Origin of the sequence: Shewanella khirikhana (assembly GCF_003957745.1) — a bacterium.
GTDB classification, from domain to species: domain Bacteria; phylum Pseudomonadota; class Gammaproteobacteria; order Enterobacterales; family Shewanellaceae; genus Shewanella; species Shewanella khirikhana.
Window position 1 is genome coordinate 2,494,868 of the sequence record NZ_CP020373.1, and the last position, 14,672, is coordinate 2,509,539.

Here is a 14,672-nt window from a genome sequence, read left to right on the forward strand (position 1 = left end):
GGCTTTCAGGTTATTAGGCTTTCAGGCCGTGGGCCGCTTGGGTTTAATAGAGTACCGGCAGCAGTTCGTCTGAATAGGGTTTGGTTTCCTTGCCTTCACGCACCCTGACCACGTAGTCATGGTTGGCGATGAAGGGGCGACCAATAGCAATCAGTTCGAACTTGTCTTCACTGATGGCATCGGCGGCGGCTTCAGCCGTGTAACCACCCACGCCAACCAGGGTGTGGCGGGAGTGACGGCGCAGGTATTCACTGACTTTGCCATCCAGATAGTCGTAGTGCACGCTGTCATCGAAAATGCCGCCATGCAGGTAGGCAAGCTCGCGCTCATCCAGCTTGGTCAGCAGCAAATCGAACACCGCGCGGTCACGGGTATCAGGCTCGATATTGAAATAAGCGGCCGGGGAAACCCGCAGCGCTGTGCGCTCGGCGCCAATGCGGGCAATCACCGCATCCACCACCTGCAGCGGGAAGCGCACCATGTTTTCTGGGCTGCCGCCAAACTCGTCGTCACGCTTGTTGGTTTCGTAATGCAAAAACTCATCAATCAAATAGCCGTTGGCACCGTGGATCTCTACCCCATCAAAACCGGCTTCAATGGCGTTTTCGGCCGCCTTGGCGTAGTCCTCAACCAGCTGGGCAATCTCGGCAGCCGTAGCGGCGCGGGGCACCAGATAGCTAAGCTCACGCATTCTTGGCACTGTGCCATCAACCCCTACGGCGGAAGGTGCAATCACCTCATCGCCACCCCAGAAATGGGGATGAGCCACCCGGCCGGTGTGCCACAGCTGGGCAAAAATTTTACCGTCTTTTTCATGAACGGCGTCAGTCACTTTGCGCCAACCGGCAATCTGTGCCTGGGTGAAAATACCCGGGGTGTTGGGATAGCCCTGGCCATCGGCGCGAATAATGGTCGCTTCGCTGATGATAAGCCCGGCATCGGCGCGGCGGGCGTAGTAGTCGACCATCTGCTGGGTCGGCACCAAGGCCTCGTCTGCCATACAGCGGGTGAGCGGAGCCATCAGAATGCGGTTTTTCAGGGTCAGACGCTCATTAAGGCGTACTGGTGTAAAAAGAATGTCGGTCATGGGGAGCTTTCCTTTTTTGAATATGTGTTCAAGATAAAGATTCTTGAATGGTCATTCAAGTTATTTTTGAACGTTTATTCAAAAATTCTGTTACCCTAAGGCGGAACCGAGTAGAGATGTAAGCAGATGCGCAGCGCCGAATTTGACCGAGAACACGTGCTTCGCCAGGCCATGCAGGCCTTTATGGTGAAGGGCTACAGCAAAACCAGCATGCAGGATTTAACCCGGGCAACAGGCTTGCACCCGGGCTCGATTTATTGCGCCTTCGAAAACAAGCGTGGTCTGCTGCTGGCGGCCATTGCCCAGTATCAGGCTGACCGCATGGCGCAGTTTCAGGCGTATTTTCCCGAAGGCGGCAAGGTGGTCGATGGCTTGGCCGCTTATCTGGCCAATATCGTGGCCGAATGCCAATGCGGGGCCGACAAGGCCTGTCTGCTGACCAAATCATTAAACGAGCTGGCCGAGCAGGATGAAGAAATCCGCGCACTGCTGTGTCAAAGTCTGGGTACCTGCCAGCAGGGACTGGCCAGGCAGTTTCAGCGCGCCATTGATAATCAGGAAATGCCTGCCAATCAAAGCAGTATCGAGCGGGCCGAGTATTTTGTGATGGGGGTTTATGGGCTGCGGACTCTGGCGCAGACTCACCCGTCCGAGGCCACCCTCACCCGGCTGGCCGACAAGCTGTTAAAAGACAGCTGTAACTGATACAAAAAATCCCGGCATTGCCGGGATTTTTCATTAAAGTCACTGCACCATTTATTGACCACCCCAGGTCAGCCAAGCCCAAGGCTTTTTTGCGCATAAACCCGCTCGCCGAGGGAGTTAAGGATTTTGCACTCCCCTTCCAGCACCGCAATAATGGATTTTCCACTTCGAAACGACTGGGGGATCATCACCCGGCCTGTGTCGCTCACCGGCAAACCGGTCAACACGGCGTTGTGCATGATAAGGCCCGCCGGTGCGTCGTAATACAGCACTGTGACGGTGGCGCCATTTTCGGCTTCGAAGTCAAGCAAGTCGTTTGCCGTATCGGCAAGCTGTTGTTCTGTTTTACCGCCTTGCATCTATTCACTTCCTTCATTATTGAGTTGGGCTTTCCAGCCTTCTCACGGGTCGAGTGGCGGGTCAAAGCGTCCGGTCTTTGCCCAGATAACGGCCTTTACCAGCCATTAGATTTAACATATGACTATAAAAATTTACCAAGCGCAATAGTTGCCACACCGGCCAGAACAACAAATTGTTAAACCGTGATGTTCATACTTGTTTGCGGCCTCACATGGCGACGGGTGCACATCCGGCCATAAAGCTGCTAGAATCCGGAAAATTTTTTTGTGCGTTAACGAGAAGACAAGATGGGCAGAGCATATCAAAACCGCAAAGAATCCATGGCGAAAACCGCCACTCAGAAGACTCGGATCTATTCCCGCTACGGAAAAGAAATCTATGTCTGCGCCAAGAATGGTGGCGTTGACCCTGACGGCAACCTGTCACTGCGTCGTCTGATTGACCGCGCCAAGAAAGATCAGGTACCCGCTCACGTGATTGAGCGTGCCATCGACAAAGCCAGAGGCGGCGGCGGTGAAGACTATGATACCGCCCGTTACGAAGGCTTCGGCCCAGGTAACTGCATGGTGATTGTGGACTGTCTGACCGACAACGGTAAGCGTACCTTCACCGAAGTGCGTCAGGCCTTCGTGAAAAACGATGCCAAGCTGGGTGGTCCAGGTACCGTGGCTCATATGTTCGATCATCAGGCCGTGTTTGTGTTCGCCGGTGACAACGACGAAGAAGTGCTGGAAATCCTGATGGCCGCCGACGTGGACGTGAGCGACGTGGAAGTGGAAGAAGGTATGGTGAGCGTGTACGCGCCGCACACCGAGTTCTTCAAGGCCAAGACCGCCCTGCTCGAAGCCATGCCAGAGGTGAATTTCGAAGTGGAAGAAATTACCTTCGTGCCTCAGAACCAAACTGACATCAGCGGTGAAGATGTGGCCGTGTTCGATAAATTTATCGCAGCACTGGAAGACTGTGACGACGTACAAAACGTCTATCACAACGCCAACATCATCGAATAAATCACTGCCCGATAAAAAACGCAGCCCTGTGGCTGCGTTTTTTTATGGCTGCGTTGTCGCCCGTACGACTTAGGTCAAATCTTTAATAGTCGTGGTGGCGCCATTGGCCTTGACTGACTCAATCCCCTTGTCGCGGGATGCCTCAGATGCGTACATCTGGCTGGTGCCAATCACCTGGTGGTTGGCGGCCTTGAGATTGAAATAAGGCTTTCCGTTAGAGGCTTCTTTGCGCTCATAGCGCTCGTCCAGGCTGCTGTTGGTTTGCACTGAAGCAATACCGTTTTCAGCGCCACTTCTGGCTTTATAAAGTTCGCTGGTCAAAATGGTTTCGGCATTGCCTGCCTTGAGTACAAACCGGAACTGACCATCCGAACTGTTTGATAATTCATACCAACCTGACATCACTGTCCCCTTACTCGTATTCCAAATGAGTGATAGCGCCAAGCGCACCTGACGCGGCCTGTTCAGTCTGCCCCGAAACCGCAAGCAGCACTGATGCCAATATCACAAATCCACCACGCCAACGTCATACACAATTCTGACGATTCAGCCAAAATCAGCATTTCGAATTACCAAAACAACAGGTTTTGGAACTTTAAGCCACAAACCTAAGCCTCAACCGCCCGGTAATGGTCCTGCATGCGGTAGTTTTTGGCGTACAGCGCAAAAATAGCCGCGGCCACCAGCGCGAACCCGGCAAAAAAGAACATCTGGAACGCCGTTACCGACAGCCCTGTGGTGGCAATCCAGTCGGTCATCCCCTGCCCCTTCACGCTGGCATTGGCCAGCAGCACCCAGAGGTTGCCCACGGTAACCGACAGGGTCCAGAAACTCATGATGGTGCCTTTCATCGACTTGGGTGCCTGGCTGTAAGCAAACTCAAGCCCGGTCGCCGATACCAACACCTCACCGAAGGTCAGCAGCGCATAGGGCAACACCTGCCAGACAATGGACACGGCGCTGCCGCCATCCATCATCAACTGAATACTGCCAATCACCACCCAGGACAGCCCCGAGAAGGCGATACCCGAGGCCATTTTGCCCAGCGCCGTGAGTCGAAAGCCCATCCGCTCGAGCATGGGATACAGCACGAAGTTATTGAAAGGAATGAGGATCATCACCAGCAGTGGGTTCAGCGCCTGCATCATAGCGGGCTCAAACCACTCGGGCTTGGTCATTTCATTGGCCTGCAAAATCCAGGTTGACGCCTTTTGATCGAACAGCGACCAGAAGGGCGTGACCAGCGCAAACAGCACCAGGATACGCATCACCGAGCGCACGCCCTCCACCGCATCGTCGCCGTGGCGTGCGCGGGCACGCTCAAGCTGCATAGAAGCGCCTGCGCCCACAAAGCCCATCAGCAGCACCAGCGCCAGACACAGGGAGGTCACCAGCCCCAGGGTTGGCATAAACCCGAGGGCCACCAGCGCCAGCACAGTCCCCATCAGCGCCAGCACCAGGCCGCTGCGGCTTCCTCCGGGGCTGAGCAGCGCGGTTTTCACCACCGGCCAAAATCCATTGGGGTCTTTCTCCTGCGACGCCATATGCACATAACGGTGCCTCCCGGCCCAGAAGAACACGGTGGCAATAAACATCAGTACCCCGGGGATCCCGAATGCCACCGCCGGGCCAAAGTATTTCAGCAGCAGCGGCATGGTCAAAGACGCAAAGAAGGAGCCAAAGTTGATGGTGAAATAAAACATGTCGAAGGCTTTCTGGGCGAGGGACTTATTACTCTGATCGAACTGATCCCCCATAAATGACGACACCAGTGGCTTAATGCCCCCCGAACCCAGGGCAATCAGAAACAGCCCCGAATAAAAGCCGGTTTTACTGTCTTCAAAAATCGCCAGAAATGCATGCCCTACACAGTAGAGCAGCGATAGCCACAAAATTGTGTGGTACTTGCCAAAAAAGCGGTCGGCAATCCAGCCCCCCAGCAGTGGGAAGAAATACACCCCAATCACGAAGGAGTGGAACACGTCCTTGGCCTCACCGGCCCGCAGATGCTCGGGCACCGACAGCAACAAGGCCGTCATCAGGAAGGGGGTGAGGATGTTGCGCATGCCGTAGAAACTGAAACGCTCGCAGGCTTCCGAAGCAATAATGAACGGGATTTGCCGTGGCCAGTGTCCCTGATTGGAGTTCGCCATGTCTGTCCTTGTTTTTCTGATAGTTGCAGTGGTGAGTATTTGTCCAATCCTACCCGCTTTGCTCAAGCAATGCACCGACGGCGCTCACGGCGTGTGAACGGCAAAACTGAGTATCCAACTGACTGAGAAAACACCGAATAAATGTCGAAACGGCAATTATTGCCTACACTTTTCAAAGCCCCCTGCTGCCATAGAGTCTTTGGAGAACCCTGATGCGCTTTATCCGCCATCTGAGCATATTGCTGTTTACCCTCACGGTATTGCTGCTGGCTTTTCAGGCCAAACTCACCCATGACTTTCGCACCCTGACCGAGGAACTGACTCAGTCCTACGACGAAGCGCGCTACAGTCTGTCGCTGGCTCAGGAGGTGCGCAGCAGCTCAGATCACCTGACCAAATTCGCCCGCGCCTATGCGGTTACCGGCAATCCCAAGTATCAACAGCTGTTCAATTATGTGTTGGCAGTGCGTAACGGCCAGATGCCTCGCCAGCGTGGTCATGAATTCAGCTATTGGGACGTGATAGCCGCCCCCGGCGCCGAGATTCCACCGCTGGTCTCCGGCGCCCCACAGTACACCGCATTGATTGACGAGATGATTGAAGCCGGTCTTACCGACAGCGAGCTGATGCAGCTTAAGCAGGCGCTCAATACCTCCAATGAATTGGTTTCCATGGAGCGGCTGGCATTTGAGTTGGTGGCGGGCAAGTATCATCCCGAGGGCAAACCGGATCTGCTCGGCGCCAGTAAAATCGTGTTCAGCGAGGCCTACTTTGGCGAAAAGCGTAAAATCATGATGCCGCTGTCAGACTTTTACGATGCGCTGAGCAAGCGCCACGATACCAAGGTAGATGCCGCCGAGCAGGCGCTGCTGACGTTTAACAGCGAGCAGCAGTTTACCCTGGCGCTGCTGGCGCTTTTCACCCTGGGCACCTTTGCTGCCATCTGGCGCTGGTACCTGCATCCATTGAATGCCATGCAGGAGAAAATGACCCAGCACGTGGAGCGGCATGACTATCACTTCACTCTGGATGAAGATGATAAAGGTGCCTTACGGCCCCTCGCCATCGCCCAAAACCGCCTGCTGGCGGAAGTGGCCACCCAGCTGGACAGCAATCAGGCGCTGAAAGAACTCTCGGACGCGACCCGTGGCTGCGAGACCCTCACCGAATTTGGCGACAAGGTTATTCAATTCCTGATGTCCCGCTATGGTTTTCCACTGGTGGGATTGTACCTGCATGGCGATGACGGTCTGTGCCGCATTGCCGGGCTTGGCTATCCGGCCGATGCCGAGCGCCTCGCCGCCATAGACAGCCTGCAAATGCGGATGCTCAAAGCCAAAAAGCCGCAATCTCTCAAAGGCCTGGATGGTCATTACCGCTTGCCGACACTCGGCGGCGAGCTTGCCCTGTCCGAGCTGCATTTTCTGCCACTGCAAATCAACAAACAGCCCATAGGCCTGCTGGAAATCGGCTGCATTGGCGCGCTGCAGGAATCGGTTATCCATTGGCTGGATGTGATAGGCAGCGACCTCGCCATAGGTATGCGACTGTCCTACAACCAGCAAAAACAGCTCGAAGCCGAGCGCAAGGTCAGCGCCCAGCTGCAGTTTAACCAGCAAGTGCTGAATGCTATCCCCAACCCCATGTATTACATCGATAAAAATCAGCAGCTGATTGGGGTAAACACCGCATTCATTACCTTCTGCGGCCTCAGTGAAGATGAAATTCTCGGCCAGACCCTGAGTGGCCTTTACAGCGAAGCGGCGGAGGACTTCAGCGCCGCCCATGAGTCCCTGCTTACCAGCCCCGGCAATCTGGATTATCAGCTTACCCTCAACAACGCCGAGGGCGATGTGCGCCAATTTGGGGTGTACGAAGCCACTTACTATGACGCCGAACACAAGCCCGAAGGCGTGGTGGGCCTGCTGGTGGATATCAGCGAGCAGAAAGAGTTTGAACAGGTATTGCAGCAGGCCAAAAATGCCGCCGACGACGCCTCCCGCGCCAAGGGCGAATTCCTGGCCAATATGAGCCACGAAATCCGCACCCCCATGAATGCCATCATAGGTATGTCGCACCTGGCGCTGAACTCCAAACTGGATCCCAAGCAGCGCCACTATGTTACCCGTATCGATCAGGCCGCCAAGTCACTGCTTGGCATCATCAATGACATCCTGGATTTCTCCAAGGTCGAGGCCGGCAAGCTGCAGCTGGAACACACCGACTTCCTGTTGGATGACGTGATGGAAAACCTCTCCAATCTGCTGGGGATCCGCGCCGAAGAAAAAGGCATAGAACTGCTGTTTGACCTGTCACCTGAGCTGCCTCTTGGTTTGGTGGGCGACCCGCTTCGCCTGGGGCAGGTGCTGACAAACCTTTGCGGCAACTCGGTGAAATTCACTGAAAAAGGCGAAGTCATCCTCAAGGTGTTCCCGCTGGAAACCACAGAAAAGAAAGCCCACATCCGCTTTGAAATCCGTGACAGCGGCATCGGCATGACCAAGGAGCAACTGAGCCGCCTGTTCCAGTCGTTCTCCCAGGCCGATGGCAGTGTGACCCGCAAATACGGTGGCACTGGCCTGGGGCTGACGATTTCCAAGCATCTGGTTGAGCTGATGGGGGGCCATATTCTGGTGGACAGCGCCCCGGGTCAGGGCTCGGTGTTCAGTTTTGATGTGTGGTTTGGACTGCAGGAAGCCAAGGCACGGGATCTGTACCAGCCCATAGAGTCGCTCAAGGGCAAACGCACCCTGGTGGTGGACGACAACGATGCCGCCAGAGAAATCATGAAAGGGCTGCTGGAGGCCATGAGCTTCAGGGTCTCGCTGGAAGCCACCGGCGCCTCAGCACTGGCCACCCTGGATGCAGCCAACGCCATGGATGACCCGTTCGAACTGGTGTTTATGGACTGGCAGCTGCCCGGCGAAGATGGGGTGGAAATCAGTAAAAGGATCCGTGCAAACAAAGCATTGCAGCAGCCCAAGATCATTCTGGTTACCGCCTATGGACGCGACTTTGCCATTGGTAACGACAACACAGAGAACCTCGACGGCCTGCTGATAAAACCCGTTAATCCCTCGCTGCTGTTCAACGCCATCGCCGATGCCTTCGGCGGCCGGGTCCTCAGTGGTGATATGGAGCCATCCGATACCAATACCGTCAGCGGTCTTGCTGGGCGGCGCATTTTGCTGGTGGAAGACAACATTACCAATCAGGAAGTGGCCGCCGGTATCCTTGAGCAGCAAGGGGTAGAACTGCTGATAGCCAACCACGGCCAGGAGGCACTGGAGCTGCTCGAGCGCGAGCCCATTGAGCTGGTGCTGATGGATATGCAGATGCCGGTGATGGACGGTCTTACCGCCACCCGCGCCATTCGCAGCCAACCTAAATTTGCCGGACTGCCAATTATCGCCATGACGGCCAACGCCATGGAACAGGATATCAAGTCCTGTATTGAGGCGGGCATGAATGCCCATATCGGCAAGCCCATCGAAGTCAATGAACTGTTTGAAAAAATACTCAAACATCTTGGCGATGGTGGCGATTATGTGCCCGTGGCCACAATCGAGACCAAACCCCAAAAGCCCGCCCCGAGTGCAAGCTCCCAGGAACTGATGTTCGACCCGGCCGATGGCATTGCCCGCATGGGCGGCAATGAGGCGCGCTTCTGGCAGATAACCGTCAACTTTATCGACCAACAGCTTGCCACCGAAACCGAGTTTTTAACGGCAATCGATGCCCAGGACACCGCCAACATTGCCAATATCTGCCATGGCATCAAGGGCGCTGCCGCCAACCTCGGCATCATGGTGTTAAGCCAACTGGGCGCTCAGCTCGAAGCGCTGGCCAAAAGTAAAACCCTGCCCTCTTCGCAGCAGGCCGCTCAGCTATACGCCATGCTGACAAGTCTCAAGGCCCAGGTGGAAGCGCGCCTTGGGCCGCAGTATCCAGAAGCAGATGATGCGCCAGAGGATGACGACTGGGACGACGCCATGGCACAAATCGCCTTGTTGGTGTCCCAGGGAGATACGGAAGCCATCGACAAGGTAAGTGCACTTGCCGCCACATCGGCCGGTGCAGCAAGGCGCCTCAAGCCATTGAACAGCGCCCTGGGTAACTACGACTTCGCCCTGGCCGAGGAAGAGCTGGCCAAACTGCAAAGTCCCGTGGAAAGTGACTGACCATGAGCCATGAAATACTGATAGTTGACGACATGCCCGCAAACCTGGAAATGCTGCGGGGGATCCTGAGCCAGGAAGGATACAGAGTCAGGGCGGCCACCAATGGCAAGCAGGCACTGCAGCTCGCTGCCAGCAAGCCGCCCGATGTGATTTTGATGGATATCAACATGCCGGAAATGGACGGGCTGGAAGCCTGTCGGCGGCTTAAGTCAACGCCACTGCTGACCGATATTCCGGTGCTTTTTATCAGCGCCAATGAAGACGTGAACGCCATCGACGCCGCGTTCAAGGCCGGCGGCGTGGATTATGTCACCAAGCCATTCCGGCCAAGAGAAGTGTTGGTGCGGGTGCAAAATCAGCTGTCGCTGCAGCAGCTCAAGACCCAAAAGGCCCGTCAGCAGCTGTTTAACAGCCTGTTTCAGCTCACGGCCGGTATCGCCCACGAAATCAACACCCCGCTGGGGGTCAGTATCACCGCCGCCACCTTTATCAATGACGCCGGTACCACCCTGGGTTCGGCCATGCACGACAACAGCCTGACCGCTGAGCTGCTGGTACAATGTCTCGACCATGTCAAAGAAGGCACAAGTCTGATTGAAGCCAACCTGCAGCGGGTGTCGCTGCTGGTGGACCGCTTTAGGGAACTGGCGCAGGATCAACGTGAACTCAGCGCCAATCGCTTTGCCCTCAGCGATGCGGTGAACATGGCCACCAGCATTTACAGCAGCGAGTTGGAGCAGGGCTCAGTGAAACTGACCGTAGATGGCGCCGAGGCCGAATTCACCATGCCGCAGCTGCTGCTGGTGGATTTGATTAAAGAGCTTATCCGCAATGCGCTCGACCATGCCCGTCAGGACGACACCCGCCTGATGATAGCGGTCAAGTTCAAAGTCCAAAACGGCTCTCTTATCATGGACTTTCAGGATAATGGCCCAGGCATGTCGGAAACCTCATTGCCAAGACTGTTTGAGCCCTTCTACACCAGCAAGCGCGGTGGCAGCCACTGTGGTCTCAGTGCCTGTCGGATCCACAATCTGGTCTATTTCAATCTGGCTGGCCAACTGGAAACCAACAGCGGTGAAGGCCAGGGGCTCAAGTATCGCATCCAGATCCCGGAGCAAAAGCTGTAGCCCCTGATGAGCCGGCTCATACCGAAAGCCCAAAGCACGTGGGCAAATTGAAAATGAAAGCAGAAAAAACGCCGCATTCACTGCGGCGTTTTTTGTCAGGCTGATGCCCTGATGTCCTGATGTGCCAAACACTTCAAGCGGCACCTCGGGCAATAGCGCCCCGCCCACTGTGATTCTTTTTAGCTCAAACAGGCTCTTTGTAACTCATTGAGACTCGTTGTGAGTCACAAACAGGAGAGCAGCTTAGTTGCAGCGCTTGCCCTTACAGGTACTGCCTCCGCCGCCACTGCTGCCACCGCCACCAACACTGCAGCCGTTGGCACTGATGTAATCGGACGCCGCCTTGGCCTGCACCAAACCATAGCCATAGGCATCGTCTCGTCCGGCAGGCCCCAAATCCTCGGCAGTGGCCCGCAGTATGGCGCGGATTTCTTTATTGGAGCAGTTAAGGTGCTGACTCCACACCAGAGCCGCCACGCCCGCCACATGGGGGGTGGCCATGGAAGTGCCGCTGAAATAGGCGTAATTGTCGGCCGTCACGCTCACACTGGTGAGCAGCCCAAGCTGCTCTTGCAGCGCTGCACCCGACGTGTCCGAGATACCAACAGAGGGGATAGTCGTCTCGACGCCACCAAGGGTGCCGTACAGCTCACCGGCAACATTGTTATAGATAATGGCTCCCAAGCCGCCGCCATTCTGGCAGTTGAGCACCTTGTCGGCAAAGCTGATGCTGCCGCGGCTGATAAGACATACCTGACCGTTGGCGTTGCATACACTGTCACCCAAGCCACAATTGACCAGATTGCCGCTCACACTGGCGAGCGGCGAGCCCTCCATTGCCACCGCTGCGACCGCGCTGGAGTCCACGATAACCGCCGCCGTTTGCGCGCTGCCCATAGGCACAGTAGAAAGCACGCCAACCCCCGGGCCGGACAGCTCAACCTGGCTGGTTTGCTGGGAGAAGTCGGCGACGACTTTGGCCGAATCAATGGCCGCAACCGAAACCACGGCATTGTAAGACGCCGGATAGGAATGACGCGTGTTGCCGTCGTTACCGGCGGCCGCCACGCTTAAAATCCCCCGATTCTCGGCATCGGCAAATGCCCTGTCTTCGGTGCGGCTCTTAAGCGGCCCACCCAGACTCATATTGATTACTGTGGCACCGGCATCATCACACCGGTCCAGTGCTGTCACCAAACCCGATGAATAGGCCCAGCCGGAATCATCGAACACCTTGATAATGTGTAAATTAAGACGCCCGCCGGGGTTAACGCCCTGCACACCAAAGCTGTTGTTCAGCGCCGCTATGGTGCCTGCCACATGGGTGCCGTGGTGGTTTTCATCGGTAAACCAACTGCCGGTGCCGCTGTCGCTGGTGCCATCAAGCTGATTGCCGGATAAATCTTCATGACTCTGGTCGATACCCGAGTCGATAATGCACAGGGTGATGGCACCGGCATTACTGTCACTGACCTGATTGGCCTGCACCATGGGGATGCCATAGGGCATGGTCTGCGCCATCGGATACCGGGGCGCATCAAGCTCGACGTATTCAATATTGGGGTTTTGCATCAGGCCGACCAGGGCCCTGGCTGGCAACATAAAGGCAGCGGCATCGTGGCGGGACAAATCCTGCACCAGCTTGCCACCGGCGGCCTGTACGCTGGTTCTGGCAGCTGTACTGTGACCGGGTTTGAATTTAACGATATAGCGCCCGGGTGAAGCAGACGCGACTTGAGCTGATGACTCAGCGGCTGTCACAGGGCTTAAACCCGCTGCGAACAACCCGAGGGAGATGGCGACAACCAACGGCGTGACTGTACCCATGGCAGGCTCCTTGAAGTGGAAATCCATGCCAGTCCCTTGACTGTCCGGTGACGTCCGTGACCAAGGTGAGTTAACAAATCATTAACCACCTATCAGTTAACTTATACGCCAGGGCCTCTGTCCTCTCAACGTTCTGCCCCGCCTTATAAACAATCAGTCTCACAGCGCTTTTGTGCATCCCCGATAACCGCTTTGCCCATAATAACGGCCAATGTTTTTTGTCCCGAAAGCTATAAGGCCTCTCCCCGGTCTAAGGGAGAGGCCTGTCACTGAAACCCGCAGGAAGCGGATAATATCGGCGTTTTATTTAGCGCTGATCACATCCATGTCGTACCAGGGGGTAGGGTTGATTGGGCAGCGGAAACGCACGCCTTCTGCGGTCACGTTGACCACGTCACTGGTGCGGGTCTCGCCCACTTCCAGCGGAAACATGTCCAGTGGCTCATGGGTGGTGAAGTTTTGCAGCTGGAAACCCACCAGCTTGCCGGCCTTGTTGGTGATAACGAAACGGTACTTACCGGGCTTGAGCGAAGCCAGGGTGTCGCGGGCGCTGAAGTGGCCGCCGTGCTGCTCAAGATAGATTTCGGTAACGCCATCGGCGCCAACGGTTGGGGTGGCAGCAAATGTCGACAGGCTCATCAGCAAACCAGCAGCGGCTACAATCGATTTAAACAGGTTTTTCATGGTTGGTTCCTCTTGGTTTTTAAATAGTTTCGAAAGCCATTGCAGAATAGGCCGAGCGGCCAACCAGCAACATGTGCGAAAAACCGGCTTTTATGTTCGAAAGTTCACAAGGGAAAGGAATGATGAATGACCATAGCCCCGAGCCCGGGCTTGAGCGGCTGCTCAGCGGCCTTGAGCTCAGTGCCACCCTGTTTTTCCGCGGCTGGGTGTGTGACAGCTGGCAAACGGATACTTCGGGGACCGGGCTGGCAAGCTTTCATCTGCTGGTTGCGGGCAAGGCCTGGCTGCACCGGCCACATCTGGCACCACTGGCGCTGACAGCAGGCGACATGCTGCTGTTTACCAAAGACACGCCCCATCAGTTGAGTTTTTCCGCCGAGCCGCCCGCACAGATGATGCAAACACCCACCCACTGGCCGCTGGGGCAAACGCAGGGGTCAGCTGCGCCCTCACAGATGCCCTCACAGATGTCCTCAGAGGCGCCTTCAGAGCCAACGGCGCTGATTTGCGGTCACTTCGATTTTCGCGAGGACAAGCTGCATCCACTGCTGGCGAGTCTGCCAGTGCTGATCCATATTCGCCGTGACCAGCGCATTGGCGCCCTCGATGGCCTGCTCACGGCGCTGATTGATGAAGCAAGCCGCGATGCCAATGCAAGCGAAGTCATCCTCACCCGCCTGTGCGAGGCGTTTTTCCAGTGCATGCTGCGCCAGTTGCCTGCGGACGAGCAAAGTAAGCTGGCTATCCTCTCCCGCCAGCCCGGCCTTGCCCGGGTGCTGGACAAAATGCACAGCGAGCCCGATGCACCCTGGAGCCTGGAAAGCCTGGCGGCAGTCGGCTTTTACTCCCGTACCCGCTTTGCCACCCTGTTTAAGGACTTTACCGGGCTGACTCCGCTGGCGTATCTTAATCGCTTACGTCTGATCCGTGCCCGCAAGTCGCTGCTTGCCGGTAACACGGTTGCCGCCGTGGCCGAACAAGCGGGATACAGCGACGAAGCCGCCTTCTCCAAAGCCTATAAACGGCTGTTTGGCGGCTCGCCCGGACAGACGAGACGATTACCACAACAAGGAGCATCCACGTGAGTTTCCGTTTGCAGACCAGCTGGCAGGCCAGCGACGCCCCGGAAGGCGAATTTAACCGCGATCACCTCATTCATTTTGGCAGCGGCCAGAAAATTCAGGCTTCCTCGGCGCCCGAATACAAAGGCAACTCAGCCATGGTAAACCCGGAAGAAAGCCTGCTGGCGGCGCTGTCGTCCTGCCATATGCTGACCTTCCTCGCCATCGCACACTTAAAACGCCTGCCGGTGAAAAGTTATAACGACAACGCCCTGGCGGAACTGGGTAAACGCGACAACGGCAAGCTGGCGGTGAACTATATGCAGCTCAATCCCGAAGTGGAATTTGTGGAAGGCGTTGAGGTCAGCCGCGAAACACTGGAGAAAATGCACGAAAAGGCGCACGCCAACTGCTTTATCGCCAACACCCTCGACTGCGAAGTGGAAATTCGCTTCTAAGCCACGTTCAGGGTCT

General features: G+C 56.0%; 12 protein-coding genes. 6 read left to right on the plus strand and 6 right to left on the minus strand.

The annotated features are described in order from the left end of the window. Nucleotides 1-43: 43 nt before the first annotated feature. Nucleotides 44-1,087 carry an alkene reductase gene (locus STH12_RS10850; protein ID WP_126167565.1) on the minus strand — a complete coding sequence of 348 codons (1,044 nt, stop codon included), beginning with the start codon at nucleotides 1,085-1,087 and terminating at the stop codon, nucleotides 44-46. Nucleotides 1,088-1,213: 126 nt separating this feature from the next. Here STH12_RS10850 and STH12_RS10855 point away from each other — a divergent pair, with 126 nt between their 5' ends. Beyond that, the gene (locus tag STH12_RS10855) at nucleotides 1,214-1,792 is read left to right on the plus strand and encodes a TetR/AcrR family transcriptional regulator (protein ID WP_126167566.1); all 579 of its coding nucleotides are present in this window, start codon (nucleotides 1,214-1,216) and stop codon (nucleotides 1,790-1,792) included. A 68-nt stretch (nucleotides 1,793-1,860) separates the two neighbouring features. Here STH12_RS10855 and STH12_RS21765 read toward each other — a convergent pair whose 3' ends face one another. Continuing rightward, a complete protein-coding gene (locus tag STH12_RS21765) occupies nucleotides 1,861-2,031 on the minus strand; it encodes a TIGR02922 family protein (RefSeq protein ID WP_335925362.1) in 171 nt (56 codons plus the stop codon). 408 nt (nucleotides 2,032-2,439) lie between these two features. Here STH12_RS21765 and STH12_RS10865 point away from each other — a divergent pair, with 408 nt between their 5' ends. Next, nucleotides 2,440-3,162 carry a YebC/PmpR family DNA-binding transcriptional regulator gene (locus STH12_RS10865; protein WP_126167568.1) on the plus strand — a complete coding sequence of 241 codons (723 nt, stop codon included), beginning with the start codon at nucleotides 2,440-2,442 and terminating at the stop codon, nucleotides 3,160-3,162. A 69-nt stretch (nucleotides 3,163-3,231) separates the two neighbouring features. Here STH12_RS10865 and STH12_RS10870 read toward each other — a convergent pair whose 3' ends face one another. After that, entirely contained in the window at nucleotides 3,232-3,564 is a 333-nt protein-coding gene (locus STH12_RS10870; protein WP_126167569.1) for a YegP family protein, read from the minus strand. 206 nt (nucleotides 3,565-3,770) lie between these two features. Next, nucleotides 3,771-5,315 (minus strand): POT family MFS transporter, encoded by a 1,545-nt coding sequence (locus STH12_RS10875; RefSeq protein WP_126167570.1) that lies wholly within the window; start codon nucleotides 5,313-5,315, stop codon nucleotides 3,771-3,773. A 212-nt stretch (nucleotides 5,316-5,527) separates the two neighbouring features. Between STH12_RS10875 and STH12_RS10880 the strand changes: the two genes are divergently transcribed. Both STH12_RS10880 and STH12_RS10885 read left to right on the plus strand, forming a co-directional pair. Further along, the gene (locus STH12_RS10880; RefSeq protein ID WP_126167571.1) at nucleotides 5,528-9,496 is read left to right on the plus strand and encodes a response regulator; all 3,969 of its coding nucleotides are present in this window, start codon (nucleotides 5,528-5,530) and stop codon (nucleotides 9,494-9,496) included. A gap of 2 nt (nucleotides 9,497-9,498) precedes the next feature. Then, nucleotides 9,499-10,626 (plus strand): hybrid sensor histidine kinase/response regulator, encoded by a 1,128-nt coding sequence (locus STH12_RS10885; protein WP_126167572.1) that lies wholly within the window; start codon nucleotides 9,499-9,501, stop codon nucleotides 10,624-10,626. 243 nt (nucleotides 10,627-10,869) lie between these two features. Here the strand turns inward: STH12_RS10885 and STH12_RS10890 are convergent, their stop codons facing one another. Both STH12_RS10890 and STH12_RS10895 read right to left on the minus strand, forming a co-directional pair. Continuing rightward, on the minus strand, nucleotides 10,870-12,453 hold the full coding sequence (locus STH12_RS10890; RefSeq protein ID WP_126167573.1) for a S8 family serine peptidase: 1,584 nt from the start codon (nucleotides 12,451-12,453) through the stop codon (nucleotides 10,870-10,872). Between the two features lie 303 nt (nucleotides 12,454-12,756). Then, the gene (locus STH12_RS10895) at nucleotides 12,757-13,137 is read right to left on the minus strand and encodes a hypothetical protein (RefSeq protein WP_126167574.1); all 381 of its coding nucleotides are present in this window, start codon (nucleotides 13,135-13,137) and stop codon (nucleotides 12,757-12,759) included. A gap of 119 nt (nucleotides 13,138-13,256) precedes the next feature. Between STH12_RS10895 and STH12_RS10900 the strand changes: the two genes are divergently transcribed. Continuing rightward, complete coding sequence (locus tag STH12_RS10900; protein ID WP_164551192.1) at nucleotides 13,257-14,222, plus strand: AraC family transcriptional regulator; 966 nt, start codon at nucleotides 13,257-13,259, stop codon at nucleotides 14,220-14,222. Continuing rightward, entirely contained in the window at nucleotides 14,219-14,656 is a 438-nt protein-coding gene (locus tag STH12_RS10905; RefSeq protein WP_126167576.1) for an OsmC family protein, read from the plus strand. Before STH12_RS10900 ends, STH12_RS10905 begins: the two co-directional genes overlap by 4 nt. The last annotated feature ends 16 nt before the right edge of the window (nucleotides 14,657-14,672 follow it).

What these genes read in the sequence shown, in the direction of transcription:
- STH12_RS10850 (WP_126167565.1), bottom strand. Translation starts at nt 1,087, where the DNA reads ATGACCGACATTCTTTTTACACCAGTACGCCTTAATGAGCGTCTGACC.
- STH12_RS10855 (WP_126167566.1), top strand. Translation starts at nt 1,214, where the DNA reads ATGCGCAGCGCCGAATTTGACCGAGAACACGTGCTTCGCCAGGCCATG.
- STH12_RS21765 (WP_335925362.1), bottom strand. Translation starts at nt 2,031, where the DNA reads ATGCACAACGCCGTGTTGACCGGTTTGCCGGTGAGCGACACAGGCCGG.
- STH12_RS10865 (WP_126167568.1), top strand. Translation starts at nt 2,440, where the DNA reads ATGGGCAGAGCATATCAAAACCGCAAAGAATCCATGGCGAAAACCGCC.
- STH12_RS10870 (WP_126167569.1), bottom strand. Translation starts at nt 3,564, where the DNA reads ATGTCAGGTTGGTATGAATTATCAAACAGTTCGGATGGTCAGTTCCGG.
- STH12_RS10875 (WP_126167570.1), bottom strand. Translation starts at nt 5,315, where the DNA reads ATGGCGAACTCCAATCAGGGACACTGGCCACGGCAAATCCCGTTCATT.
- STH12_RS10880 (WP_126167571.1), top strand. Translation starts at nt 5,528, where the DNA reads ATGCGCTTTATCCGCCATCTGAGCATATTGCTGTTTACCCTCACGGTA.
- STH12_RS10885 (WP_126167572.1), top strand. Translation starts at nt 9,499, where the DNA reads ATGAGCCATGAAATACTGATAGTTGACGACATGCCCGCAAACCTGGAA.
- STH12_RS10890 (WP_126167573.1), bottom strand. Translation starts at nt 12,453, where the DNA reads ATGGGTACAGTCACGCCGTTGGTTGTCGCCATCTCCCTCGGGTTGTTC.
- STH12_RS10895 (WP_126167574.1), bottom strand. Translation starts at nt 13,137, where the DNA reads ATGAAAAACCTGTTTAAATCGATTGTAGCCGCTGCTGGTTTGCTGATG.
- STH12_RS10900 (WP_164551192.1), top strand. Translation starts at nt 13,257, where the DNA reads ATGATGAATGACCATAGCCCCGAGCCCGGGCTTGAGCGGCTGCTCAGC.